Origin of the sequence: Bacillus nitratireducens (assembly GCF_036320425.1) — a bacterium.
Classification (GTDB): Bacteria; Bacillota; Bacilli; order Bacillales; family Bacillaceae_G; genus Bacillus_A; species Bacillus_A nitratireducens.
Genome location: NZ_JAUMJO010000004.1, coordinates 336,681 through 363,512, shown reverse-complemented (window position 1 = coordinate 363,512; position 26,832 = coordinate 336,681). Strand labels below are relative to the sequence as shown.

The 26,832-nt window shown below is 34.4% G+C and carries 29 protein-coding genes, 1 pseudogene and 1 other annotated feature; of the genes and pseudogenes, 8 read left to right on the top strand and 22 right to left on the bottom strand.

Annotated features, from left to right (window positions below):
* Window positions 1-22: 22 nt before the first annotated feature.
* Window positions 23-616, bottom strand: coding sequence for a GNAT family N-acetyltransferase (locus tag Q3V31_RS17470; RefSeq protein ID WP_090813501.1), 594 nt, complete (start codon window positions 614-616; stop codon window positions 23-25).
* A gap of 22 nt (window positions 617-638) precedes the next feature.
* The gene (abc-f, locus tag Q3V31_RS17465) at window positions 639-2,267 is read right to left on the bottom strand and encodes a ribosomal protection-like ABC-F family protein (protein ID WP_090813649.1); all 1,629 of its coding nucleotides are present in this window, start codon (window positions 2,265-2,267) and stop codon (window positions 639-641) included.
* A 515-nt stretch (window positions 2,268-2,782) separates the two neighbouring features.
* Here abc-f and Q3V31_RS17460 point away from each other — a divergent pair.
* Complete coding sequence (locus tag Q3V31_RS17460; protein WP_090813502.1) at window positions 2,783-3,772, top strand: aldo/keto reductase family protein; 990 nt, start codon at window positions 2,783-2,785, stop codon at window positions 3,770-3,772.
* Window positions 3,773-3,848: 76 nt separating this feature from the next.
* Here the strand turns inward: Q3V31_RS17460 and Q3V31_RS17455 are convergent, their stop codons facing one another.
* The 4 genes from Q3V31_RS17455 to Q3V31_RS17440 all read right to left on the bottom strand — a co-directional run bounded on the left by Q3V31_RS17455 (window position 3,849) and on the right by Q3V31_RS17440 (window position 7,606).
* On the bottom strand, window positions 3,849-4,748 hold the full coding sequence (locus Q3V31_RS17455) for a LysR substrate-binding domain-containing protein (protein ID WP_329765673.1): 900 nt from the start codon (window positions 4,746-4,748) through the stop codon (window positions 3,849-3,851).
* 134 nt (window positions 4,749-4,882) lie between these two features.
* A complete protein-coding gene (locus tag Q3V31_RS17450; protein WP_033656954.1) occupies window positions 4,883-5,866 on the bottom strand; it encodes a sensor histidine kinase in 984 nt (327 codons plus the stop codon).
* Window positions 5,863-6,570, bottom strand: a complete 708-nt coding sequence (locus Q3V31_RS17445) for a response regulator transcription factor (protein ID WP_090813504.1) — start codon at window positions 6,568-6,570, stop codon at window positions 5,863-5,865. The genes Q3V31_RS17450 and Q3V31_RS17445 overlap by 4 nt, the downstream gene beginning before the upstream one ends.
* Window positions 6,571-6,691: 121 nt before the next feature.
* Window positions 6,692-7,606: an acetamidase/formamidase family protein gene (locus tag Q3V31_RS17440; protein ID WP_000554749.1), complete on the bottom strand. Its 915-nt coding sequence runs from the start codon at window positions 7,604-7,606 to the stop codon at window positions 6,692-6,694.
* 159 nt (window positions 7,607-7,765) lie between these two features.
* Between Q3V31_RS17440 and Q3V31_RS17435 the strand changes: the two genes are divergently transcribed.
* Window positions 7,766-8,194: a cell wall hydrolase gene (locus Q3V31_RS17435; protein ID WP_001128405.1), complete on the top strand. Its 429-nt coding sequence runs from the start codon at window positions 7,766-7,768 to the stop codon at window positions 8,192-8,194.
* 60 nt (window positions 8,195-8,254) lie between these two features.
* On the opposite strand, the gene lysS is transcribed toward Q3V31_RS17435, so the two are convergent.
* A complete protein-coding gene (lysS, locus tag Q3V31_RS17430) occupies window positions 8,255-9,808 on the bottom strand; it encodes a lysine--tRNA ligase (protein WP_090813505.1) in 1,554 nt (517 codons plus the stop codon).
* 77 nt (window positions 9,809-9,885) lie between these two features.
* Window positions 9,886-10,142, bottom strand: a binding site (T-box leader).
* A gap of 71 nt (window positions 10,143-10,213) precedes the next feature.
* Window positions 10,214-10,384 (bottom strand): DUF2197 domain-containing protein, encoded by a 171-nt coding sequence (locus Q3V31_RS17425; protein ID WP_071734470.1) that lies wholly within the window; start codon window positions 10,382-10,384, stop codon window positions 10,214-10,216.
* Between the two features lie 140 nt (window positions 10,385-10,524).
* Between Q3V31_RS17425 and Q3V31_RS17420 the strand changes: the two are divergent.
* Together Q3V31_RS17420 and Q3V31_RS17415 are read left to right on the top strand one after the other, a co-directional pair.
* Window positions 10,525-11,427: pseudogene (locus Q3V31_RS17420) on the top strand (SMP-30/gluconolactonase/LRE family protein).
* Entirely contained in the window at window positions 11,424-12,128 is a 705-nt protein-coding gene (locus Q3V31_RS17415) for a class I SAM-dependent methyltransferase (protein WP_001079478.1), read from the top strand. Before Q3V31_RS17420 ends, Q3V31_RS17415 begins: the two are co-directional and overlap by 4 nt.
* A 61-nt stretch (window positions 12,129-12,189) precedes the next feature.
* On the opposite strand, the gene Q3V31_RS17410 is transcribed toward Q3V31_RS17415, so the two are convergent.
* Entirely contained in the window at window positions 12,190-13,116 is a 927-nt protein-coding gene (locus Q3V31_RS17410; RefSeq protein WP_090813506.1) for an NADP-dependent oxidoreductase, read from the bottom strand.
* A 236-nt stretch (window positions 13,117-13,352) separates the two neighbouring features.
* On the opposite strand from Q3V31_RS17410, the gene mleBCA reads away from it, so the two are divergent.
* Window positions 13,353-14,210: a BCA family alpha/beta fold macrolide esterase gene (gene mleBCA, locus Q3V31_RS17405; RefSeq protein WP_071734467.1), complete on the top strand. Its 858-nt coding sequence runs from the start codon at window positions 13,353-13,355 to the stop codon at window positions 14,208-14,210.
* Window positions 14,211-14,430: 220 nt separating this feature from the next.
* On the opposite strand, the gene Q3V31_RS17400 is transcribed toward mleBCA, so the two are convergent.
* Window positions 14,431-14,766 carry a hypothetical protein gene (locus tag Q3V31_RS17400; protein ID WP_001257769.1) on the bottom strand — a complete coding sequence of 112 codons (336 nt, stop codon included), beginning with the start codon at window positions 14,764-14,766 and terminating at the stop codon, window positions 14,431-14,433.
* Between the two features lie 11 nt (window positions 14,767-14,777).
* Window positions 14,778-15,947 (bottom strand): ParM/StbA family protein, encoded by a 1,170-nt coding sequence (locus Q3V31_RS17395; RefSeq protein WP_000025615.1) that lies wholly within the window; start codon window positions 15,945-15,947, stop codon window positions 14,778-14,780.
* A gap of 209 nt (window positions 15,948-16,156) precedes the next feature.
* Between Q3V31_RS17395 and Q3V31_RS17390 the strand changes: the two genes are divergently transcribed.
* Window positions 16,157-16,561: a hypothetical protein gene (locus Q3V31_RS17390; RefSeq protein ID WP_001015822.1), complete on the top strand. Its 405-nt coding sequence runs from the start codon at window positions 16,157-16,159 to the stop codon at window positions 16,559-16,561.
* A gap of 34 nt (window positions 16,562-16,595) precedes the next feature.
* On the opposite strand, the gene Q3V31_RS17385 is transcribed toward Q3V31_RS17390, so the two are convergent.
* From Q3V31_RS17385 to sleB, 6 genes are all read right to left on the bottom strand, one after another.
* Window positions 16,596-17,135 carry a DUF1697 domain-containing protein gene (locus Q3V31_RS17385; protein WP_000158259.1) on the bottom strand — a complete coding sequence of 180 codons (540 nt, stop codon included), beginning with the start codon at window positions 17,133-17,135 and terminating at the stop codon, window positions 16,596-16,598.
* A 150-nt stretch (window positions 17,136-17,285) separates the two neighbouring features.
* On the bottom strand, window positions 17,286-17,783 hold the full coding sequence (locus Q3V31_RS17380; protein ID WP_001020891.1) for a GNAT family N-acetyltransferase: 498 nt from the start codon (window positions 17,781-17,783) through the stop codon (window positions 17,286-17,288).
* A gap of 27 nt (window positions 17,784-17,810) precedes the next feature.
* Complete coding sequence (locus Q3V31_RS17375; protein WP_000976455.1) at window positions 17,811-18,167, bottom strand: hypothetical protein; 357 nt, start codon at window positions 18,165-18,167, stop codon at window positions 17,811-17,813.
* 104 nt (window positions 18,168-18,271) lie between these two features.
* The gene (locus Q3V31_RS17370) at window positions 18,272-18,868 is read right to left on the bottom strand and encodes a YhcN/YlaJ family sporulation lipoprotein (RefSeq protein ID WP_090813507.1); all 597 of its coding nucleotides are present in this window, start codon (window positions 18,866-18,868) and stop codon (window positions 18,272-18,274) included.
* A gap of 26 nt (window positions 18,869-18,894) precedes the next feature.
* The gene (ypeB, locus tag Q3V31_RS17365) at window positions 18,895-20,235 is read right to left on the bottom strand and encodes a germination protein YpeB (protein WP_090813508.1); all 1,341 of its coding nucleotides are present in this window, start codon (window positions 20,233-20,235) and stop codon (window positions 18,895-18,897) included.
* Window positions 20,236-20,250: 15 nt separating this feature from the next.
* Window positions 20,251-21,012 carry a spore cortex-lytic enzyme gene (gene sleB, locus Q3V31_RS17360; RefSeq protein WP_090813509.1) on the bottom strand — a complete coding sequence of 254 codons (762 nt, stop codon included), beginning with the start codon at window positions 21,010-21,012 and terminating at the stop codon, window positions 20,251-20,253.
* A 144-nt stretch (window positions 21,013-21,156) separates the two neighbouring features.
* Here sleB and Q3V31_RS17355 point away from each other — a divergent pair, with 144 nt between their 5' ends.
* Window positions 21,157-21,489: a DUF3889 domain-containing protein gene (locus tag Q3V31_RS17355; RefSeq protein WP_090813510.1), complete on the top strand. Its 333-nt coding sequence runs from the start codon at window positions 21,157-21,159 to the stop codon at window positions 21,487-21,489.
* 56 nt (window positions 21,490-21,545) lie between these two features.
* Here the strand turns inward: Q3V31_RS17355 and Q3V31_RS17350 are convergent, their stop codons facing one another.
* The 5 genes from Q3V31_RS17350 to kynU form a co-directional block, all read right to left on the bottom strand.
* Window positions 21,546-22,181, bottom strand: coding sequence for a Pr6Pr family membrane protein (locus tag Q3V31_RS17350; protein WP_329765672.1), 636 nt, complete (start codon window positions 22,179-22,181; stop codon window positions 21,546-21,548).
* A 20-nt stretch (window positions 22,182-22,201) separates the two neighbouring features.
* Entirely contained in the window at window positions 22,202-23,119 is a 918-nt protein-coding gene (locus Q3V31_RS17345) for a serine hydrolase domain-containing protein (RefSeq protein WP_001008614.1), read from the bottom strand.
* 126 nt (window positions 23,120-23,245) lie between these two features.
* Window positions 23,246-24,085 carry a tryptophan 2,3-dioxygenase gene (gene kynA, locus Q3V31_RS17340; protein ID WP_000661976.1) on the bottom strand — a complete coding sequence of 280 codons (840 nt, stop codon included), beginning with the start codon at window positions 24,083-24,085 and terminating at the stop codon, window positions 23,246-23,248.
* 33 nt (window positions 24,086-24,118) lie between these two features.
* A complete protein-coding gene (kynB, locus tag Q3V31_RS17335; RefSeq protein WP_000858378.1) occupies window positions 24,119-24,748 on the bottom strand; it encodes an arylformamidase in 630 nt (209 codons plus the stop codon).
* Between the two features lie 2 nt (window positions 24,749-24,750).
* Window positions 24,751-26,037 (bottom strand): kynureninase, encoded by a 1,287-nt coding sequence (gene kynU / locus Q3V31_RS17330; RefSeq protein ID WP_329765671.1) that lies wholly within the window; start codon window positions 26,035-26,037, stop codon window positions 24,751-24,753.
* A gap of 159 nt (window positions 26,038-26,196) precedes the next feature.
* Between kynU and Q3V31_RS17325 the strand changes: the two genes are divergently transcribed.
* Window positions 26,197-26,808, top strand: a complete 612-nt coding sequence (locus Q3V31_RS17325) for a TetR/AcrR family transcriptional regulator (protein WP_016129607.1) — start codon at window positions 26,197-26,199, stop codon at window positions 26,806-26,808.
* The last annotated feature ends 24 nt before the right edge of the window (window positions 26,809-26,832 follow it).

The following is a 26,832-nucleotide window of genomic DNA, read 5'->3' as shown; positions in this document are numbered from 1 at the left end:
TTGCATTGTATAATCGCTCCTTTTAAAGAGCAATATTTTTTATCCACTCCGATTTACTCAATATATAATTATTATATAGTTGCTTTTCTATCGTCTGTTGGCTCATATAAGTAAATCCACATTTTTCAATAACTTTATTTGATGGTACATTTTTAATTAAAGCAATTGCGTTAAGGGCATCTACATTTGTATTTTCAAACAAATAATCGATCAACCCTTTTGTCGCTTTCGTTGCATAACCATTATTATGATATTCACTTGAAACAGCATACATAATTTCTCTGTTCGGTGCAGGGAGTTCATCTTTCATACCTGTGCAGCACCATCCAATAAATTCATTTGTGGCTTTCTTAAATATTCCTAGCTTTAATATATGATCATCTATGTTAGACGTTTTTGTCACTGCATCAAGAAATGCTTTGTTTGCTGGTATTTCATCATTGATAATCCAATGAGTCCTCTGTTCTTTCGTTGATTTCCAGTCGGGTAAAAACTTTTCTATTTCCGGTTGATTTGATATTTTATAAATACTCTCTGCATCTTTGACCGTAAACTCTTGTAGGTATATATCTCCACAATCTATTCTAAATAACTTAGTTAAACTCTCTTCTCCCATGTGAATCCCCTCCTTACTTACGCTAAAGTGCCTTGATCTGCTTCGTAAGTTCCATAAACCGTTCATCTAGTTCTTTATATTCTTTGTCTTTAGAAGTTAAAAAACTTAATTTACCTAATACTTCTTGTCTCTCTGTTTCTAACGTTAAACGTAGCTCTTCAATATCATCTCTTGTTTTAATAGGTGCCTCTAGCTGCTTTTGTATCGTATTATTTGAAAACACGAGTTTCGTGTTAGTTGTTTTCTCCAGAAAATATCGATCGTGAGAAACGATAACGAGTGTTCCATTATACTCAGCTAATGTATTTTCAAGTTGTTCACGTGAAGGAAGATCAAGATGATTCGTCGGTTCATCTAAAATAAGTACATCTTTTTCATCTAAAATATAAGCCATTAGCTTACATTTCACTCGTTCACCCATACTCATATATCGAATCGGCTCTGTCCATTGAGTAGCTTGGAATCCTAAATGTTTCATTAAATTTTGGACTTTTCCTCTTTCTTCAAATGTCTCTTTATAAAATAAATCTTCTGGCGATTTATCCAGTGGTAAATCAAATACTTCTTGTGTTAAATAACCGATGTTTGCTGATGGTGAAATCCATACTTCTCCTTCGGCAGTTTCTGTTCCCATAATCATCCTCAGTAACGTTGTTTTCCCGCTACCGTTTGGTCCAACAATCGCTACCTTCTCACCGTGTTGGATTGTAAAATTAACGTTTTCAAATAATGTCTTTCCATGAAAGTCTTTTTTTAATTGCTTTACTTCTAAAAAGCGTTTTCCTACTTTTTTATTCGCCTGAATAGAGAACTCGACTGAATACTCTTCTTTCACACATTCCACTTTCGTTTTCTCCAGCTCTTTTTCGAGACGTTTTCGTTTTGACTTCACTTGCGCATCCATTCGCTTCGCTTTTACACGATAAAACTCTTTCACTCCTTCTTGTTTTGTAGATTGCGCATGTGCCTTTTGTGACCATGAGCTTAATTCTTTTATATGTGTTTCTACTTGTTCTATCTTTTTTTGTTGTTTTTCATATTCACGCTGCTGCGTCATTCTTTTCTGCTCACGTGCTTTCATATAACTCGTATAATTACCGCTATGGTCAATTAATTTCTTATCCTCAATTGACCATATTCTTGTTGCGACAACATCTAAAAAGTATCGATCATGCGATACGACGATAACTGTACCTTTCATATTTTTGATTTGTTTAATGAGAAATTCCGTACTCATCTCATCTAGATGATTTGTCGGTTCGTCTAATATTAAGACATTAGGATTTTCAGAAAATCCTTTTGCTAGTCGAACTTTCAACTTTTCACCACCACTTAAAGTATGAAAATCGTTCGTTGGCACGCTCCATTTCGCAAGAAGTTCGGCTTCTTTTGCAATTATATCCTTACTAACGAAAGATTCTTTTTCTTGTTCAACATATGCTGTTGTCATATTCATTTGCATCCATTCAACAGTACCTTTTGATGGTTCAATCTTCCCATTTATTAATTGAAGTAACGTTGATTTACCAGCACCATTTTTGCCGATTAATCCAATAACATCCCCTTGTCTTACTGTCACATTCATTTTCTCTAACAAAGTGTTTTCCTTTATTTCAACATAAACATCATTTAATTTTAAAAGTTCTTTCATAATACCGATCCCTTTCATTAAGGGAGAATAAAAAAATCCTCCCAAATAAATTTGGCAGGATTAGTCGTAAAAATATTTATACCCAAATAAGCTATTGCGCAACTTAAATAGCAATACCGTTGTATGGAAATTGGGCAGACTAATCCTATTTTTTAGAAATTGAAATTTATTTAATTTCAACATTTAAAAATAAGATTAGTTAATCATCGTCCACCCATCATTCCTTTCCGTCGTTAGTAACCATATTGTACCATGATAATACTGTATGAGTAAATGCAATTATATGTGCTGTTATAAAGAGTGCTTTCTTCTTGGTCTATTTATCATTTCTTAACTACATATTGAACAAGCATTAATTACATTTGTTGTACTACTGGCTTTAGAGTTCCCTAGTAATAAACTTCTAAGCACTCCCTCTTATATAATTTTTATATAAATTTATCATTAATCATATATTATACATATTACATTTCAATTCTTATAATAAAGATATCATTTTTAAGGGGGCTTCTACAATGGAATTTAGCAAACTAGGAAACAGTGGATTAACAGTAAGTAAGATTGCATACGGTAACTGGATAAACCATGGTGGAAAAGTAGATGAGGATACTGCAAATGACTGTGTGAAAGCCGCACTAGATGTCGGAATTACAACGTTCGATACTGCTGATGTTTATTCAGACACTATAGCCGAAGAAGTACTTGGCCGATCTTTGAAAGGTATACGCCGAGAAAGTATAGAACTCTGTACAAAAGTATGCCATCCGACTGGACCCGGAAAAAATGATCGAGGCTTATCACGAAAGCATATTTTAGAAAATTGTAATGCATCTTTACGTCGATTGCAGACAGACTACATCGATGTCTATTATGCACATAGATATGATACAACAACCCCTCTTGAGGAAACAATGTTAGCTTTCTCAGATCTTGTACGACAAGGTAAAGTCCTTTATATTGGCGTAAGTGAGTGGACATCGGAACAAATTACCCGCGGTGCAGCGCTTGCACGAGAAATGAAAATTCCACTCATCGCTAGCCAACCTCAATACTCGATGTTATGGCGAGTAATCGAAACTGATGTGATACCAACATGTCAACGTGAGGGACTTGGTCAAGTTGTATGGTCCCCCCTCGCACAAGGTATTCTCTCTGGAAAATATCAACCTGGTAAACCAATACCCACTCAATCACGTGCTAATTCAGATGCTGGTAAACCATTTTTCCACAAACTCGTGCAACGTTGGATGGATGAAGATGTACTCACTGCTATTCAGGAACTTAAACCCATCGCACAAGAAAATGATCTTACCTTATCTCAACTCGCAGTTGCTTGGGTGCTACAAAATCCAGCTGTTTCATCTGCAATTATTGGCGCATCAAATCCGGAGCAAATAAGAGAAAACGTAATTGCTTCTAGTGTTAAATTGCAACCTGAAATTATGGATCAAATTGATAGCATACTAAAAGGTTTCGTTGAGTACGATCCAAGTAAAACAGGTTGAATCATCAGTGACTTTAAAATAAAAATAGAAGTTTCCCTTTCCAAATTCCCACTGCCCATCCTATCAAGATGGGCTTTTACTTTTCAAATTCAAATTGTGAAGTTGCATAAACCTCTCTAACAACTGTTAAGAAGTTCTCTAACACGACAGACTTTTCATCTTGTCTCCATCCAACATATAAATTTATTTTCGATGTATTTTCTTGAATGTCTTTATACATGACACCCGATTTTTTATAACTTTCCACCGATGATGGAACGACAGAAATCCCCATTCCTGCTGCAACTAAATTCACAATCGTTTGCATTTGGATCGCCTCTTGAACAATATTTAAACTTACTCCATGTTCCCAAAAGTAACTAATAATTAAATCATAAAAGTTTGTACCGAAATGACGAGGAAATAAAATAAATGGTTCATCAACTAATGATTTGATTGAAATGTTAGGTAACGAGATTAAAGGATGATCTTGATGCAAAACTAATTTTAAACATTCTTCAGAACAAACTTCGGAAGCTAATATTTCATTATTCTGCTTGGAACGAATAAATCCAATATGAATTTGTTTTTCATATAGCGCTTTTATTTGCTGGTCTGTTGTCATCTCGCGTAATATAAGCTGTATTCTAGGAAAACGTTCTCGGAATCTTTTTAATATCTCTATTACGGTTTCTGTAGAATCGACAAAACCGATTATTAAATGTCCTATCTTCCCTTCATCCGCAAGCTGTGTTTCTTTAATAGTTCTATCTACTTGAAGTAATGTTTGCCGCGCACCTTCTAAAAATATTTTTCCAGCATCCGTAAGTTCAACCATTCTTTTCGTTCGATGAAAAAGTTGAACTCCTAATTCTTCTTCTAATTTACGAATTTCTTGACTTAAAGGCGGTTGTGCCATCATAAGACGCTCTGCTGCACGACTAAAGTTTAATTCTTCTGCCACTGTTATGAAATATCTCATTTTACGAATATCCATTACAATCCCCCTACCATAAACGAATAATAAACAATTCGCTTTTACTTCTCTTAGATAAATAATTCTTTATTCCCAAGTGGTACAAAACAAGGCTAAAAAACTTATCTCCAAAGTTCTTTAGCCTGAATCACTTGTTACACATTAAAAAATATTATTCGTACAACGGTACCTTTACCAACTTCTGAATGGATTTCTACACTATGTCCTAATTGTTTCGTAATTTCATATACAAGATAGAGCCCCATTCCAGTTGATTCTTTAAAATCTCTACCGTTTTCTCCTGTAAAGAAGGGTTTGAATACTCTTGGTAAATCTTGCTTCGGTATCCCTACGCCATTATCGATAATTTCAAGCACAACTGTATTACCTTCCTTACAAGCTTTCACTTTAATCTTTTCTCTACTACCTGATGAATATTTAATTGCATTCGATATAATTTGTCCAATTAAAAATTGTAGCCATTTCGCATCACTTTCTACAGTAATACCCTTATCAATTTCAAGCTCTGGATATACGAAATTCCGGATAAAAAAGCGTTTATGTTCATGTACAGAATCATTCACTATTTTATGTAGTTGTACTCTTTCTACATAAAAATCTTGTGTAAATGCCTCTAAACGTGCGACATACAGTGCCATCTCTAACCCCTTTTTCAACCGATCCGTTTCCTCATTAATACTTTCAAAACGCGAATCCACTTCATCTTGTGTAATTAATTCTATTACAGATAAAGGTGTTTTCATTTGATGAATCCACTGATTCATAAAGGTTAAATGATCATTATTTTTTCTCTCTTGTATCTGGAGCTGATTTTGATAATGGCGATATTGTACCTCAAGTAAGTCTTGAAGCGCAGTTGATAAAACTGCAAAATCAGATTTTTGAACAGATTCATCCAAAGATTGCAACGGATTTGCTAAACGTTCATAAAAAGATCGATGTGTAAAATAACGAAATACTAAATAACTCACCATAAAAAAAGCACCTAAAAACATTGCATATAATGCCGTTGAAATATGATTATGTCCATCAAACCAATAAACTAAGAATATGGCTAGTAGTTGGATCGCAGTAAAACAAATAAGTGGTATATGATCACGTATAAATAACCTTATCATTTTTCCATACCATTATCCCAAGTAATATGTAATCTATACCCAACACTACGAATTGTTTCAATTGCTCCTTCAATTTGTAACGTTTTTAACTTTTTACGCACACGTGTTGTATTTACACTTAATGTATTATCATCAACATAGGATTCACTATCCCATAATTTATTTAATAATACTTCCCTACTCACAACACGCGGATAGTTTTTCATTAGCGTCTCTAATAAAATGGCTTCGTTTCTCGTTATATCAATCTCTTGGTTCCTAAGTTTTAATACAAGTCTTTCGGGATATAAACTAAGACCTTGTTGCTCAACCATTCGTTCTTCTAGTTTCGGTGCATAGTCTCCGTAAGCACGTCTTAAATGACTTCGAATTTTCGCCATTACAACTTCATAATGAAACGGCTTCGGAATAAAATCATCGCCACCATTTTCTAACGCCATAACTTGATCCATCGTACCTTCACGGGCCGAAATAAATAAAATCGGACATGTGGAAACCCCGCGAATTTGACGACACCAATAGTAACCATCAAAACTTGGTAAATTAATATCTAATAACACTAACTCCGGTTGTTCTTCTAAAAATATGTCTAACACATTTTGAAAATCCGTTACAATAATTCCTTGGTAACCGTATTTCGCAACATATGTTGATAATAGCTCCGCAATTTTCATATCATCTTCAACAATCATAATTTTGACCATTTCTGAACTCCTTTTTGATCCACAATCTCAAATATACTTATATAAATACTACCTCTTTTCACAAAATCCGTAAAATAGAAAAAGAATACTTTTATACAAAAGTATCCTTTTTCTATTTTTTTTATTTAATATGAAATTGACTTAGAGAAAACCCTAACTTCTCCACATATTCCCTTCCTAGTTCCATCCGCGCTGTTTTCAGTGGATCCACAACTTGGCATACTTTTAAATTACCTGCTGCTGATAATAAAAGAGTTGCATCAGCTTTAGACATTTCTAATTCTTCATGTAAAAATGTCACCATATTACGTACAGCGCGATTCGCTGCATCATCTAACAATTCCTCTGAAGCAATCGTCATTATTTTTTCTTTTTGGATAGCCATTGGTAGTGGCCATTTCTTTTCTTTTATAATTTGAACAGTTACAGTTACCTCACCAGCAACCTCTACTCCACTAACACCAATTTCACCATCACCCATCGCAGCGTGTAAATCACCTAATGCTAAAAGAGCACCAGGAACATTTACAGGTAATAATAACGTTGTTCCTTCTTTTATCTCTTTACAATCCATATTCCCACCATGATCATGCGGTGTGCCACATGAAATACTCTCTTCTTTCGGTGCAGTACCAATCACACCAATCATTGGATTAATTGGAATTTGCAGTTCTTTTGAAAATGAAACATGTCCATTATGTATTGGGACAATTTTTACTATATTTTCATTTAACTTATCACCCATTACACCAAGGTTCGCACCTGTCGTTAAAACTCCGTGCCCTGCAATTTTAATTTTTTCAATCGTTACGACTAAAATATCGCCAGGTTCTGCGTCTTTAATATATACAGGTCCAGTCGCTGGATTAATTCGACTCCAATCTAGCTCTTGAAACACAACATCTTCAGATTCAATTTGATTTTCAAAGCAATCATATGTTTCAAATACAAGACGGCTCCCAATTTCTACTTCAATACATGGATTATTTTCTGGTGACATTGCGTAAATGATATGTTCTTTATGAATACGATGCATAGTACCTCTCCTTTTTCGTTTTTATCTTCTATATAATAGTTAGCTTTTATCTGTATAAGCTCCTTTTTAAAATTAGTAGTTATTTTCAAGAAAAATGCACTTAGCTCATTTTGAAACATACACTCTTTACTATAACAGGTTAAGAAAGGTGGTATTACAATGCCCCTTATTCCATACAACGAAAGTGACGTTGATTTATTAGCACGTTTAATCCGTGCTGAAGCTGAGGGCGAAGGCCGACAAGGTGAACAACTTGTTGGCTGTGTTGTCGTAAATCGTGTGTTTTGTGATTGTTTAGATTTTAAAGAGCTTCGATCTGTGCGTGATGCAGTATATCAAAGCCCTGGCGGATTCGAAGCAGTTCAATACGGTTACTTTTATCAACGTGCCCGTGAATCAGAAAAAGAAATCGCAAGAAAAGTTTTACAAGGTGAATGGCGCTGGCCAGCACGATGGGCTCTTTGGTATTTCCGTCCAGTTGGAGCTTGTCCGCCTGAATGGTATAACCAGCCGTTTGCAGGACAATTTAAAAGCCATTGTTTTTATGAACCACGTGGTGATGAATGTCCGAAAATGTATTCAAGATAACTAAACTTAAACAACGCAAGTACTTATTTTTTTGAGTACTTGCGTTGTTTTTACTGTAGTTTAGAAATCTAATAATGTGATGAATCTTCTGGTGCCTACCACATGTATTAATAACGGTATACGTGGACCACTTGATTGATTCATAACGAGCCTATAAATAATGGTAAATAATTGTTTTTGATTTTCTTTCATTATTTTTTTATTTTCATGATGACAAATCGTATACAATTGCTCCATTAGTTTAGAATGATCGTTATTAGAACGAAGTATTTTACAAACTTCTACTAGCCATTTTTTCTGCCTTTCATCCAATGTGTTATAAAACTCCGTATTTTTCTCTTTATTTACCGCAATTAATTTTTTAGATTGCAAGTTTCTTATCCAATACTCAGCACGATTACTTATCGCTATCATTTCAGGTAATGCATAGCTCCTATCTATTTTCTCTAATATATTTTGTAAAATAGATGAATCAAAATTTAATAACGGTAAAGTTCCTGCTACTTGATTAAACTTTGGATATTCTTTAAATCGGCTATCAAGTATAGAAAGTTTAATTGCATCAAATAAATCTTCATTTTTGATTGTTTTATTTTCATAACTATCCTTCAATCTCTCATACTCTGTATAATTGCGAATCACATCTTCATCAAGTCCAATATGAAATGCTGCATCAGGCTTATATTTTGCAAACATAAAAAGAATTACTTCTGGTACATACACTTTTAATAAGTCGCTAGGTGTAATACTATTCCCTGAAGAACTGGACATTTTTTCATGATGCCCTTTAATTCCAATGAAATCATAAGCAACGTATTGAGGGGCTTCACAATTGAATATTTTCCTTGCAATTTCTTTTGATACATTATAACTACCTGTTTCCGATGAATGATCTCTTCCGCCCGGTTCGAAAATAACATCCTCTATCATCCATCTCATCGGCCAATCGATTTTCCAATTCAGTTTCATTTGATTTGTATTTAATACTGATAATTTATTTTGATTTCCACATTCACAGTCATACAGAACTGTTTTTAATACTTCATCAAAATGTGTAATAGTTGTTGCATCTTTCCCGCAGCTCTCACAATATAACGTAACGGGATAAAAGTTTTCTCTATCTTCTTCTCTGTGTATTCCTGTTTTAAAACCCATTAAAATATCATATATTTCTTTTCTTTTATACATAGACTCTAATATGTTTTCGTTATACCTTCCGCTTCTATATTCAGCATGTTGATATATGAATTCCACTTCAATCCCAAATGTTTGGAGCGATTTCTCAAACTCTTTTTCAAAATGCTCTGCGTACGAGTTATGACACCCATACGGATCAGGAATATCACAGTATGGCATACCAATATATTTTTCAAAAGATGGATCAATATTTTTAGGAACTTTTCTAAACCTGTCATAATCATCCCATGAAAAGATAAAACGAGTCTTTTTCCCTAAATCTTGCAGAGCCCTTACAACGAAATAAGTCGTTACTATTTCACGGAAGTTCCCAATATGAACAGAACCAGATGGACTAATTCCAGCTGCACAAACAAAAGTTTCTTTGTTTGGATGTTTTCTAATTAATTCATGTGCTACTTCATACGCCCAATGCATATGCCACTCACCTCAATTGTATTTTCACATTTTCAGTTTTATACAACAAAAAAACTCCCACCCCCAAGATTATTCATCTTGAGGACGAGAGTTATTAGCTTCGTGGTACCACCTCAGTTTGTTAATACGTCACCATATTAACCTTTTCAGGTACGGCAAAATATGCTTATACCCTATCTCTATAACGGGAGAACCCGTCGCACCATCCCTAAATAAATTAGTTCCTTGCGCAGCTCCAAGTCTTTTTTCATTAAGATGTATACCGCTCTTTCTCAGCTACCAGAGCTCTCTGTACGTATTCTTTCTTAACTACTCTTCTCTTCAATGCCATTTTAAATATTGATTTTTACATATGATAATTTATTATGTGTTTATTGTCAATTTTTTCTGAACAAAAATATAAAACTACCTAAAAAAATTTTTTATCGCTTCTAATTGAATTCTGTGGCTACACTCATCACAACAATATGTCCCTTTCGGTTTCTCTTTAAATCGCTTATATTTTTCACTTCCTTCGTATACTCGGAATATATTTTTACACGAAAAGCAAACAATCTCATAAAACATCATATGCATTTTCCTCACAGTGTTTATACATTTTTTAATAACTTGAAAAGGTCTGTTTTCGACATTGCAAATCTTAATAATCTCTCACAAAAGGTTTACCTCTATTCTTATCGAATTATATAAATATCTTATAAAGAGAGGTGAACATCTTGTTCAGTAATATAGAATTAGTTTTAGATGCTAAAGCAAGTTTAGCTGAAGGACCATGTTGGAATGAAAAAAAGTAGCTTTTATACTGGGTTGATATTATGGAGAAAAAACTATGCATTTATACCCCCGCTAATAATTCAAACCGAGTGATTGCCCTCAATCAGCAAATCGGCTGTGTCGTTCCGTATCTAGATGATGTAGTACTTTTAGCTCTAGAAAAAGGGTTTTATTCTTTTAATCTAAATACAGAAGAGCTTACACATATTTATGATCCGGAACCACATTTAATAGAAAATCGTTTTAATGACGGGAAATGCGATCCGGCTGGCCGCTTTTGGGCAGGCACTACTGATTTATATGGTATAAGTGGCGCCGGTTCCTTGTATTCTTTAAATAATAATCTCCAAGTAGAGAAAAAGGTATCACATGTAAATACATCAAACGGCATAGCATGGTCTCCTGACGATACATACCTTTATTTTATTGATACACCTACAAAAAAAGTAGTCCGTTTTCATTATGATATACATACTGGTGTAATTAGCAATCCAACAGATGTTATCATCTTCCCTGAAAATGAAGGTATACCCGATGGTATGACAATTGATGTAGAAGGTTGTTTATGGATTGCACATTGGGGAGGCTCGAAGATTACTAGATGGAATCCCTTTACTGGAAAACAGATTTTAAGTATTCCGATTCCTGCTTTATATGTAACGTCGTGTACATTTGGAGGACCTAATTTGACCGATTTATATATCACAACAGCCAGAACAAGAATGTCGGATGCGGAATTAAAGCAGTACCCACATGCTGGTGGTATATTTCGAATTCAAATGAATGTTAAAGGTTGTCCAACCTATTCATTTCGCCATGAAACTATTGGAGCTGAAATACTATGAACAGAATTGATTACATAAGACAAGAAGAGAAAAAGTATCACAATCTTTGCTATGAACAATACAAATTATTCGAAGCAGGATCTTGGCTGTATAAACCTGTTAAAACGGTTATGGGCATGCTGAACTATTTTGAAGGACAGAAAGACCTACAAATACTTGACCTTGGCTCTGGTGTCGGTAGAAACAGTATTCCGATTGCACAAAAAATCATGAATAGTGGCGGCACTGTTACTTGTGTTGATCTACTTGATTCGGCTTTAATGAAGTTACAAGTTTATAGCAAAGAATATGGTGTATTTGAATACATAAAAACGGAACAAGCAGCAATTGAAGACTACTATATTGCTCCTAATACTTATGACTACATCGTTGCAGTTTCAAGTTTAGAACATGTCAGATCAATAGACGATTTAAAAAAAGTGCTTCACTCTATGAAAAATGGGACAAAGAGTGGTGGTATCAATTGTTTAATAGTTAACTCTAACATTCAAGAAATTGACTTGAAAACGAATCAAGAATTAAATGCTTTAATTGAAATTAACCTTTCTACGGAAGAAATGATACGTACACTAAAAGGCGTTTATACCGAATGGCAAGAAGTAAAAGTTGAAATAAAAAAATTAGCGTATGATATTGTACGAAACGGTACACACATTCAATTAAATACGAATGCGATTACTTTTGTCATGCAAAAATTATAGTTTATATGAGTGGTGACAATTCTTATTTTTTATAGTCACCACTCGTGTATTTATGTAAACATCATTCCATCGTAATTACAATTTTCCCTCTAGTATGCTGACTTTCACTCAAAATATGAGATTCTCTAACTCCTTGTTCACTAAACGGAACAACCTTACTAATAATCGGTTTTATCTTTCCATCCTGGATCAAACTAGTTAATTCTTCTAATTGCTTTCCACTTGGTTTTAACCATAAAAATCCTGATCTTATACCCTTTACTTCATGAAGTGGTTCATGAACGATAGAAACTAGAACACCACCAGATTTAATAATTTGAAAACTTTTTTCTTGCACTTCTCCGCCAATTGTATCTAACACAATATTATAATCTGATAGCAGCTCTTCAAATTTCTCATTTTTATAATCAATAATGAGGTCAGCACCTAAAGACTTTAAAAACTCTTCATTTTTACTACTTGCAGTTGTTGCGACAAAGGCCCCAAATGATTTTGCGATTTGAATTGCAAAACTCCCTACTCCGCCCGCTCCAGCATGAATTAATACTCGATCATTTTCTTTTATTTGTGCGTAATCCACAAGACTTTGCCAAGCTGTTAGTCCTGCAAGAGGTATAGACGCAGCTTCTTCAAAACTAATATTATTTGGCATTTGTGCTACTAAATCTGATTTCACTGTAATGTATTCAGCATAGGATCCTTTCCCTATATTTTCGGGTTTCGTAAACACTTTATCTCCTATTTTGAAATGGTCCACATCTTCTCCAACTTCTTCAATTACTCCAGCAACATCTAATCCTAATGTAATTGGAAATGAAAATCGCAACTTTTCTTGTAAGTCCCCCTTTCTTATTTTCCAATCAACAGGATTGACAGATGTTGCTTGTATACGTATTAATACTTCATTACATTTAACAACTGGTTTAGGAACTTGTCTTTCTTGTAATTCTTCAACATTACCATATTGATCAATAACAATTGCTTTCATTTCCTCTCCCCCTTGCTGTTTATTGTAATAACAAACAATTATTTTTCAAAATTTTCCGCCTTGAATGACAATAAATATGTTAGGAGGTGCTATTTATGCTACTCTACTAATTAAGCATCATGAGTGCAAAAAACATTTATTTCACTTAAATACTATCTAATTTACGCCTAAGAAACACCCAAAGTTATATTTCTCTTTATTTATTAATGACCTTTAAATGAAACGGAGAGTGTGCTATGAGTGAACAAGTTTTCAAAGTAAATGGTATTGATATATGTACAGAAAGCTTTGGCAATCCTAATAACCCAGCAATATTATTAATTATGGGAGCTACGTGTTCAATGGTTTATTGGGATGAAGAATTTTGTGAAAGGTTAGCTAGCACAGGAAGATTTGTCATTCGCTATGATAACCGTGATGTTGGGCGCTCTATTACATATGAGCCTGGGACTTCCAATTACACCGTAGCAGACATGGCTGAAGATGCAATCGGGGTACTCGATGCGTATCATATTGACAAGGCACACCTTCTGGGCATGTCATTAGGAGGTATGATTGCTCAAATTGCTGCAGTAAAACACCCAGAAAGAATTTTGACCTTAACATTACTAGCAACAAGCGTTATTGGATCTGATAACAATACTCGTGATTTGCCTCCAATGGATGAAAGAATTTTGACACATCATGCTAATGGTACAAATTTAGATTGGACAAATAAAGATGTTATAGCGAAATATTTAGTTACAGGATCACGTCTACTCTGTGGACCAAAGCGTATATTTGATGAATCAAGAACTTTGAAACAAGTAAAACAAGAAATAGAACGTGCTAACAATCTATTAAGTATGTTTAATCACGCCCTCCTAACAGGTGATGATTCTTATGAGGGTATACTTAAATCAATACTGGTACCAACTTTAGTAATTCATGGTACGGACGATACAGCTCTTCCACTTGAACACGGAATCGCACTTATTGACGAAATTCCGAACTCAAAGCTATTAACCCTTGAAGGTACAGGACATGAGAATCACCCCGATGACTGGGATAAAATTATCAAAGCAGTTTCAGAACATATATCCTATATAAGATAAGGATAACTTTTAGAAAGGGCACAAATTGTTTTGTCCCCTTCTATTTATCCCGTTATTTGTGGGTAGTAAAACTCCCGTTTGGTGAGGGCTAATAATCAGTGGGGATGAACAACCCCCCCACTGATTATAGTTTCACTTTATAGAAATTACGATACAATAACAAAAGCCCATCACTGTATTCCTATGTATAGTGATGGGCTCTACCTATTTTTTTCTATGTTTAAAAAAATGGACAATCTAACTGATCAACAGATTCCCACGATTTTTTTTTTGCATTTTCGGTGGATTTACTATTTTCTAATGGTACGTTTTTAAATGGATTCATTTCAACCTTTAATAGAGATGATGGTTCTACATATAAAGAAAAAACATGGCTAATTGGCAAGGTTTTTGATACATCAATATCTCCTACTTGTTTAAATAATTGCTGGGCTGCAAAGAAAAAGAAATTAGTTGGATTAGATTGTTTATTAAGCCAAGCAATCATTTCAGGCGATACTGATTTATTAATATTAATTTTCACTCGATCACCACGTTTATATCGCCTAGATCGCATACTTCCACCAACTAACTTATCGTTAAGTTTGTAAACCCTAACTCTTTTTGCTTATGCTCTCTATATTTTGGCGAGCATGTGTATACTAATAACCCACGAGCATTTGTAAATAACGGGTTATCTACAAAAATTACATTTTTCAAGCGTCCTTTTTGTTTTAAAATCATTTTCAAGCTATTTTTAATAATAACTGCGCCCCCACCATAAATAAATACATATGGATCGTCTTTCATATCATCAATTTTGTTAATAATATCTGTTGCGACACGTGCAGCTAAACCTAAAAACGCTGGTTGCGATTCCTCAACTAACAATGCATTTCTCGGGTGTTTTTCATTTAAATAAATTTGGTTAAATTCTGTAATGCTATCAATTGTTTTCGTAGGATATTTCCGATTCCATCTTGTAATAATTTGTAGTAACGTTTCTTTTACACCGTACGATAATCCTTTACTTAATTGCGGACGGAAATTTACCCCTAACGAAACAACTTCTTCGGTTGTCCCCGCGCCAATATCAAAAGATAATAATGTTTTATCAACAAAATCAATTTCTGAAACTTGATTTTGTTCACATTCTATTTTATGTTTCACAACATTTCCTTCTTCATCATATACAATGCCCCACGTCCCAGAAGCGCCTTCAGGTAGGCATTTACAAAACTCAATAGAAACATTAATCGTAACATCCCGTCCGTTCGGATAATGGAAAACAACCTTATGATTTCCCATATAACGTTTTGCATTTTCAGCAGCTATTTCTTGTGTAATAAGCTGCATAGGAAGAGCGACCGATAAATCATAACGAATATTAATGTGACTTGATGTTGGACTTTGACGCATAGCACTTATTGCTAAACCGGAAAGGATTGTAATAACCATTAATTCATCTGTTGATTTATTTGATTTCTTCTCCACTTCAGTACCTTTTAATTGATCTTGAATCACTTTTTCTCCAACGATGTATCGTACATTATTTAACATTAGCGATGGAGAACTAATGGTCACATCAATGTAATTCTCTAATTCTGATAATGATACATCTCCCTCATCTAACAGTCCTGTAGGCTCTCCTATATATAAAGAATAAATACTCGGGATAAAAATAGGGTCCTGCCCTTTCACCATTAACTTCAAACCGTTATTTCCTGCATCTGCACCAGCTTTTAAAAGTATAGACATAACTACCCCCTAAATTAATCTGACATCCCTTCCAAATATATGCGAGCCTATTCTTTTACATTCAAATGTGATGTAATTTTTTATTTATCTTTAAAACAAAATACTATATACCTTCACCTTTCATGTAAAAAGTATTTGACATGATACTTTTCCAATTTTATACTATGGATGTAAAGAGTTTTTTACAAAGAAGGAGGTGTTGTTCTAATATGAATCATAAAAAATTCATTTTAATAACAATCGTTTTATCATTACTCGGAGTATTTATACATGGTGCTTATAAATACATTACTGAAGGTGCGATTTTAGGTGGAACAATATTCACAAGTGCTTTAATACTTAGTTACCTCATCAATCATATTACATGGGGAGATCTTCACGGCGTTTCAGAAGAAAGTCAAGATGAGATGGGACAACAAATTACATATAAAAGCTTTAAAATCGCGTATTTTGTTCTTGTAGCTGTTATGTTTCTTATATTATTCTGGTCAGAAGGATTTTCTATGGGTTCCAATTTGGATGGTGTAAAAAACCTTCCCCTATTTATAGCACTTTGTTCTTCATTCTTTATTTATCCTATAGTTGAACTCATTGTCGCAAAACAATATAAATAAAAAAGTGGTTTTCTGTAAATAGAAAACCACTTTTTTAATACATATCTTCCGCTATTGTTTTTAACTTATTCACAGTTCGCCAATTCCTTACCGTAGCTGGCGTATGTAATTTTTGAAACTGGTTCATTAATTTAGAATTCCGAATGCTTTTTTTGAAAAACAAATACACTACTCCGCCTTCAATATGGCAATCTTCTATTTCACTTTTGTACATAAGTAATTGCTTACTATCTTCTTCAGAAAGTGGATTGGCTAAAAAGGCCACATATACACTCTCTCCTGCTAATAATGACTGGGCCTCGTAAGGACACTTATTAATAATATTAGTAAATTCATCATTTGTTCTTAACATGACTGGCACATCGAAATCAAAAACATTTTTAATTTCACATTCAATTCGTTCCTTTAGAAAACTTATTCCTTCCTCTGACTCAAACACTACATTTCCACTTTGAATATATGTTTTCACTTTTTTTAACCCAATTGATTCAAAGGCTTTTTTCAAATCCAACATTTTGATTACTTTATGTCCACCGACATTAATTCCTCGTAGTAGTGCAATATAAATTGTCATAACAATACACCTCACATTTTAACAGTCCTAAAAAATCAGATATATTTACATCTTCATATTCCTCGGATATTTGCATTGATTTTTCTAACATATCATGTAATAAAAAAACTTACTACATGATTTTCTTCAAGAGTAAGCTTTGTTATCTTATTATGTCGTTATAGGTAAATGTAATATGAATTGTTGTCCGATTGGCCCCATTCTTCTAAACCCCTTATCTTGAAATCCAACTTTCTCATATAACTTTTGTGCCGGAATATTTTTTTCATTTACAGCAAGAATTACTTCATTTATTATTGGATAATAATTTTTTACAAAGTATTGTAATAACGCCAATGATTTTTTAGCATATCCTTTTCTTTGTTTATTGTGATTAACAGAAAAAGAAGTTAAAAGTATGGCATCTTTATTTTCTGTAAACTCCTGTACTCTGTCACCCGTTTGTAATGCAAAAACACCGACAGGTACTCCGCTATAGTCCAAAATAACAACTACATTTTTAGTTCGATCATTTTTCGCTTTCTCCAGTAATTCACCTGGATTCGCTGTGAATTGCACTTGTTCACTTGGTAAAGTAAATGATTGTATTATCTCTTTATACTGCTCCTTATACGGAACTAATTGTATTTCCCCTGTATGTATGTTCATGTTTAATTCTCCCATTCCTTCGAGTTGTTAACTTAAACCTTGCTGTGTTTTAGAATGCACTTTTCCATCCAAAAATGTTATTTCAGCAAATGATTTTGGATCGCTGCCTTTCCAAGCAAAAATTTGTTTAATTCGTGTAGTATGTTCTTCCCCTTCTTCTATGAGCAAATTCCCTTCAAAACCAATTAAATCTCTCACTTCTAAATATGTCATTCCTTCATTAATATTTGAGAAATGATTTACATTAATAGATTTTTGATTTTTATTTTCCGTTATTGTAGAAGATGTAGCTGTTTGCTTTTTCACTTCTTTCTTCTGTTCACACGCTGTCACACTGAAACTTAGGCATAAACCACATAATATAAATGCGCTTTTTTTCATCATAACAGTTGTCCCTCCCATCATTATTAAACCATATTTTCCTTTAAAAATAAACTGAATATTTAATTTTAAGGGAAAATCCCGTACAATTCAGTACGGGATTTTCCTTATTTTTTCAAATGGTTATTTGACTGATCATCTTGTTCTTTTCGAAGTTCTTGTTCTTCATCTTTCGGTAATTGTTTGTCATTATCTTTAATCGGATCCGTTTCTTTATTTTCAATCAGATCATTTGGAACTTGCGGCATTACACGGCCGACAATTGCTGCTAATTCATCAAGTATACCTTCACCAGTTTTACCTTTTTTAATTTGCTTCCCTAATTGTTTTAGTCGTTCATACGTATCGACATCTGCAACAACAACTGCATTTGCACCGTTCGGGTCATTCTTTAAACTTTCTGCAACAGAATACTTAATCGACTCAACTCGAGTTCGATCAAGTTTCGCTTTTACATCAATACCTACAACAGCATACTTGCCAACTACAACTGCCGTCGCATCATTCACACCAGGTATACTTGCAGCTAAAGATGCTAAATGATCCGCAGCTTTTTCATTTGGCTTATTTGCTTTATTCGTATACGAAACATTTTTCATCGAGACATTTTTTTGTTCTGGATTTTCATTAGGGTTGTCTTTCTTTCCAATGCTACAGCCCGTTATAACGAAACAAAGTATTAACAAATATATAATGCTTTTCATTATGTTCACCACTTTATCATTGATATTTAATCATAAATTTTTTCGACAGCTTGCATCTTCTTCACTTTTTCTTCTGCTCCGTTATTTGCGTTAATGAAAATTTGGTACGTATCTTTCCCTAAAGTACCAACAAATTCATAACATAGCACTTCATTATGCAAGTCGTTTACTACTACAGCTTTTCGCTCTTCCATTACTTTTACATCAGGGTTTATTTTCTTTCTCGCATCTGAAGCGGATAGCTTCGCACTAGGGATTGTTCGTTTTTGATGCGATGCTAAATATTCCTTCGCAGAAAACCCTACGATTGATCCGTCATCTAAAGCAATTTTCATTTGGATGGCTTCTGGGTAAATACGCACCCCATTTTCATTTACAACGTACGTAAATACACCGATATTATCGTATTGAGAACTATCATATAGCTCCATATTTGTAAACTTGTGATCCTTTAAAAACGTCAATCCTTTACTTCCAGCATCATTTAAACTGATTTTTTGTTCTTTAATTTCTCGGTTGTTCATTACCCAAATTGGATATCCACCTTTTCCGGTAATATCCATATAATACTCATTGTTCGTTGCTGGATCTTGAATTTTCACACTGTAGAATGATTCTTTTGCACCTTTTCCACTTTTCTCAACTTCTACTTTTTCATTCCCTTTTAAGTTTAAAAATGATTTCGCGATTTTTTCCGCTTCCGCTTTCGAAATCGCCTTTCCTTTTGCTTCAAATCCGCCTTTTTTATTCTTTTGTGCACTTGTAAAAGTCGGTCCAAAGTTTGTGGACGAGTATGATGTTACATTCTTTTCTACCGTCTTTAATCCATCGATAATTGTGTTATCTGCTGGATCTTTGTTTGACGCAAGAGCCATTTCTACATCCATCCAGCGAAGATTATTCTTCAATACAAGATGCTGCACTTTTCTCAGTTCATCTTGTATATTTGCTGCATTTGAATATAAACCTTGTAACGTTTTATATTCTTGATCATTTAACGGATCTTTTTCTAAATCACGAACCGCTGCACGATAACTGAAATCACCGATATTCGCAAGGAACTCTTCCGTTTTATTAAATGGCATTAATGTTAAAGGTAATTGTCCTACATCAGAACGAGCCTCTGATGTTAAACGCCATACATCTACTAAAGCTGGCGATAATGAGGAACGTGAATTCATCGCCAGTGTTGTTCCAATTTTATCGTGTAATAAATCAACTTCATATGCTAAATCATGAAACGCACGCTGATAACTATTTTCCGCTCGAATTAATACTGCATTTTTCTCTTGATGCTCTTTATAGCCCCAATACCCTGTTCCGACTACACCTACTGTTAACAATACGATGATAATACCTCGTAACATGTTTCCACCTCCGCTCTATTTACAGAAAATATGCTTACCAATTTTTTTAATTTGTGGACGAGTCCAAATCCATTTACTTGTCGCAGTATCTGGGTTGAAATAATATAATGCATTCCCAGTTGGGTCCCATCCATTGATCGCATCTAATACGGCTTTTTTCGCATTTTCATTTGGCGTTAAATATATTTGTCCATCTGCTACTGCTGTAAATGCTCTCGGCTCAAAGATTACACCTGAAACGGTATTTGGAAATGATGCACTTGTGACACGGTTTAAAATAACCGCAGCTACTGCAACTTGTCCTAAATACGGCTCACCACGGGATTCTCCGTATACAGCGTTTGCCATTAACTGAATGTCATTTTGAGAATAACCGTTTGGAACGTTTGTCCCTGTACTTTTTGGCGGCTTATTTTCCGGTGTACCTCCACCACTGTTCCCTTTATTAGCGATCGACTTATCATACTTCGTTGCCTTTACAAGCATTTGCTTCGTTTTAGCACCCGCTAAACCATCAACTGGCAATCCGAATTTTTGCTGGAAATTTCGAAGCGCCCAATATGTACCCCATCCGAAAACACCATCTACTTTTCCTGTATAAAATCCGTTATATTTCAAACGAGATTGCAATTCAATGACATCTTCTCCAGATGCACCTTTTTGAATCACTTGATTAGAAAAGGCTTCTACATTTTTTATTTGCATACTACTTACGATTAAAGATAAGCCGATAAAAGTAAGTAGCACTGCTATCTTCAAAAAACCTTTTTGACGCATATATTTCCCTCCTTAATCACAGTAATGAATTCATGGTTATGTTTTGTAAATGTGAAGCTTTTATGTAAAGAAGACAAAAAAAACCAAGCTTATATGCTTGAAGATATATGCACACAATATAAAAAAGAATAAAAGGAGTTTATTATGAAGAGATTTTTCGTACGTACAGCATTTATAATCTTTTTAATAACAACTTGTTCAAATATATATACTGGTCCATCTATTGTTCACGCACAGCCGCCATACGCAAAGTGGGGTAAACTAGCCGTTGAAAAAACGAAAGAACAATATCCGAAAGCTGAGATTATCGATTACCTTCATATTGGTAGAAAACCAAAAACTGTTCAAATAACAGTCGAAAAATTTAAATTATGGCTACGTGAAGATGGAAAAGAGTATGGTGTTTTTGTTGATGTAGAGTTTGAAACGAAAACAGAGAAATTTTTAAAGATGTCCTTTCAGAAGACAAGTCGGTAAAACAGAGAAACCTCCGTCTTTACATACAGACAGAGGTTTCTTTATGTACTTCTTCTTTAATAAGGAGGATTATTTTTTATATGCAAAGATCGATTTCCTAACATTTTTACTAATCCGCAAATAGCTCCAATTACAACCGCTATTCCGATACTATATAAAAGCACTCTCCCATATCCACCTATTCTCGGATCGAGAAATGGATATGGGTACCAATTCACGAATGGACCGCGGATTAAGCTATATACAACATATAAAAGCGGGAAAACAAGCCACCTCGCAGCCTGTTTCCATGTAATGGTCTTCGTAGGTGGATTTATAACCCAATCTAAAATCATCGCTAATGGCATGATGTAATGAAGTACAGTATTTACCCATGGTATCGCTGTTTGAAGTGACTCTTCTAATCCCCTTAATAACAAAAAATAAATAAGTCCTGTTGTCAGTATGTATACTGTAGCTGCACCGCGAAGAACTCCAAACTGCTCGGAACGTCCGAATGTGGCTATCCCCAAGCTACTTAATAGTAGAATTACCGCCACTAAAATATTGCTTTCAATTGTGAAGAAACTAAAAAAGTTAACTGGATTGAACGGTTTCACTTGTGCCCTTGTAACAAATTGAGTAATAAGTGCACTAAACGCTAGAAGACTTAATAACAGTCTATAAATCGCTACCATTTTTGCACTTCTCATAAAACACCTCCTTCCTCTTCTTATTTATAATTGGCATTCTCTTTTATATGCTCTATAAATAACTTTAATGGTACGAGGCCACGTTTAGGCATGTGACTACTAATTACAGCTACAAGCTCTAACTGCGGAATGATAATAATGTATTGCCCTCCGTATCCCATAGCAAAATACATACAATACGGTATGTGAAATCTTTCGTTATTTAATACCCACCAGTGATATCCATATGCCCCGACATGTTCATACGTTTCAAATAGAGCTGTACTTGATTGCTCTAACCATTTCGATGATACAATTTCATTTCCCTTCCAATATCCATTCTGCAAACATAATTTTCCTAACTTTAATAAATCTATAGATTTCATTTTCATACCGAATCCGCCGACATATAGACCTTGCGGGTCTTGTTGCCATTCATATTCCGTAATGTTTAATGGATCAAATAAATACTTTTTCGCGAACTGCTCCGTCGACATTCCAGTTGCTTCTTGAATGACGTAACTAAGTAAGTGGGAAGAACCTGAATTATAATTCATTTTCATACCCATTTCTTCAATGAACGGCTTTTCTAAAATGAATTGTGCCCAATTGTCTGATTCCACAAAGTCATTTGGGAAAACAACCCCATTGCCGAATTCTTGCCAATCTTCTCCTGTTGTCATCGTTAATAAATGATACAGTGTTAATTCCCTTTTTTTCTCCGGTACATTGGGAATCCATGTTGTGATTGGTGTATGTATATCATCTATACATCCCTTATCAATTGCTATGCCAATTAATATGGATACGATACTTTTTGTAATCGAATTAATTTTAAATAACTCATTTGCACAGTCTATCGTTTTATAGTACTCAGTCGTTGTTTCCCCCTTTTGATAAACAAGAAATGTATTCACTTTTTTCTTTTCAAATTTATTTTGTAATTGCTCGAAATTCAAGAAATCTTCCTCCATCTAAATGATTATGTAATATTTGTTGTTCGCCCTGTTCTCTCTATTAAATCATATTTGTTTTTAAAACAAAAAAATAAACTTGCCAGCCTTTATTAGCTGACAAGTTTATTCTTATAATTTCGTTCGAACGTTCCAAAGCTCTGGGAAGAAGCATTGATCAAGCACTCGCTTTAAATAAGATACGCCAGAAGAGCCACCTGTTCCCATTTTATGACCGATAATTCGTTCTACTGTTTTCATATGACGGAAACGCCATTGTTGTAGCCAGTCTTCAATATCGATTAATTTCTCTGCAAGCTGATATAAATTCCAATATTTCTGCACGTCCGCATATACTTCTATCCAAGCTGCTTCTACAGTTGCATCCTCTTCGTAAGGCTGCGTAACATCACGATTTAACACATCTTTATGAATTGGGAATCCTTCTTTAACAAGCGCCTGTATCGCAACATCATACAAACTTGGTGCATGAAGTGCTTTATGAAGACGAGCATGTAATTCTGGATCTTTTTCATAAATCTTTAATGCATGTGGTGTTTTATAGCCAAGTGCATACTCAATCATTCTATATTGATACGATTGGAAGCCTGACGCTTGACCAAGTGAATCACGAAACTCAATATATTCTGATGGCGTTAATGTCGCAAGAATATCCCAAGATTGAATGATTTGTGACTGAATTTTTGATACGCGTGCTAACATTTTAAAAGCTGGTGGTAATTTATCTTGTTTAATAGATTCAATTGCCGCATTCAGTTCATGTAAAATTAATTTCATCCAAAGCTCACTCGCTTGATGGATGACGATAAATAACATTTCATCATGATGGTCTGATAGTCTTTGTTGACTAGATAATAAGCTATCTAGCTGTAAATACTCTCCGTACGTCATATTCTCCTTAAAATCTGTATGAATCCCTTTTTCCATAATTACCTTTTCATTTTCTTTCATATTAGCCAAACGCCCCTTTGTGTTCATTTCTACTTATATCGGTCTAATAACAGCTCGAACTGGACTCCCATCCGCATCTGTTAATGCAAGTGGTAATGCAATAAGTTCGTAATCGCCGTCTACTACGTGATCTAGTACGACATTTTCTAAAATGTGTATTCCATGTTTAAATAATTGATGATGCGCTGCTAGTTCTTTATCATCTAAAGGATCAACTGATGGTACGTCCACCCCGATTAAACGAATTCCCTTTTCAGAAAGAAAGGGTGCAATATCTGCGCGTAAATGCGGGATTACATCTGGGAATTCATTTGCTTTACCATGTGAAGATGTACGTAATAATAGTCGCTCTACACCTTCTAAGTTAAAACTTTCTAATTCTTTTTTACCGATACTCTCCATCCCTGAAACATCGATAACTCGTGCTGTACCTACATATACATCTATATCTAAATCTAACACCTTCTTACCGTCATTATCGAAATGAAAAGGTGCATCAATATGAGTACCTGTATGAATGCTCATCGTTAACTTTCCGACATTTACTGAACCACTGTTTTCTTTTGACCATGAAACTTCATATGAAAAAGGTGTATCCCCTGGCCACGTCGCGATATCATTATTTAACGGTTGTGAAATATCAATCCACTGCGATGTTTTCATGCTTATGCCACAACCTCTCGCTTATTTTCAAACTTTTTATATTCTTCATCTTTCATAATGTTCTTTAATATTTGTACAGAGTTCCATACTTCCACATACGTATTGTATAAAGCAACAGGCGCAAGTCTAACTCCATTTGGTGCTCTAAAGTCCGGAATAACCCCATTTGCTTTTAACGCTTTACAAATACGTGCCGCCTCAGCATGTTCTAAATAAATATGCCCGCCTCGTTTTTCATCCTCTAATGGATTTCCAATTGTAAATTCAAAGCCTTTTAATTCCTGTTCAATTAAATCAAGCGTATAGCTCGTAATATGTAATGATTTTTCACGTAACTTTTCAATACCAGCTTCTTTAAAAATTTCAAGAGAACCGATTAATGGTGCAGTACTTAATACGTGAGGTGTCCCTATTTGATAAGCTCCAGCGTGGTCAGCCGCAGTTAATGAATGCTCCATATCAAATTGCTTATCTTTTCTAGAACTAAACCAACCAGATAATCCTGGGAGTCTATTAAAGTGTTTATTATTTACATAAAGGCCTGCAACACCACCAGGACCTGCATTTAAATATTTATAATTACACCATACAGCGAAATCTACATCCCACTCTTTAAAATGATGCGGAATGGAGCCGATTGAATGACATAAGTCAAAACCGATATGAATACCACGTTTATGAGCTTCAGCTGTTAATCGCTTCATATCAAGAATTTGTCCACTCCTATATAGTACAGAAGGCAATAATATTAAAGCGATATCATCGGTCATCGCATGAATAATATCATCTTCAGAAAGTGTTCTTCCATCTCGGCTTTTCACTCGTACTAAATGCTCATCTGGATCTAAGCCTTTTAAACGAATTTGACTCTGAAGTGCATAAATATCTGACGGAAAAGTTAATTCATCTGCAAGAATTTTTGTTCGTATTCCTTTTGGCTCATAAAACGTCGCAATAACTTGATGTATATTCGCAGTCGTGGAACCGGTTACAATAGTTTCTTCCGGTAAAGATCCAATAAGAGGTGCAGTCAACTCACCCAATTTCTCCGAAAGGAAAAACCACGGATGCTCACCTTCAGTCCATCCATCAATCCCAAACTCTTTCCATGAATCTAGCAATGTAAGTAACGATTTCTCTGCTCTTTTTGAAAGCAACCCTAAAGAGTTACCATCTAAATATATTGTTCCTTCTTTTTTATAAAATTCAGATTGAAAATCTTTCAGTTCATCATGTTTATCACATTCAAGCGCATACTCATAAGTTGGTTGAAATGGTTCTTTATACATGGTGTCACCTTCTTTTAATTTTCTTTTTATTCTAACTAATTGAAATATATCACTTAAATTGATATAACGTCAATGATATTATGTCAGTTGACTTTATATACGAACTTCTTTTACAATACAATTATATTTTCAGATATTTCAGTATAAAGAGGTGATTCCTTGAAAAATTCCACTCTTTCAACAAGAAAACACCGCTCCTTAGAAACAAAAAAGAAACTATTACATTCCGGTTATACTATTTTTATAAAAAACGGATTTCAGAAAACTACAATCACGCAAATTATTAAACATGCAGAAACTGGTTATGGAACAGCATATGTATACTTTAAAAACAAAGATGCTCTCCTCGTCATTTTGATGGAAGGTGTGATGAATCGCTTTTATGATATTGCAGATCGCTCTTTTTCCCCTCAAACAAAGGCTGAAGCACGCGATATGATTCAAAATCAAGTGCGCGCTTTTTTACAGTTAGCACAAGAAGAAAGAGATATATTACAAGTTGTGGAAGAAGCAATAGGATTATCAAGAGAGATAAGTCAAAAATGGGATGAGATACGTGAACGCTTTATAAAAAGTATTACACAGGATATTACTTACTCTCAAGAAAGTGGATTGGCGCAGCCTGAATTAAATAAAGAGATTGTAGCACGTGGTTGGTTCGCGATGAATGAAACATTTCTTTGGGAAATTGTGCAAAATGATAAAGAGCTAGATTTAGAAGAAGTTGTACATACATTGACAGTGATGTATACGACAGGTCTATATAAATAGCACACCCTTTATTCATAAGGTGTG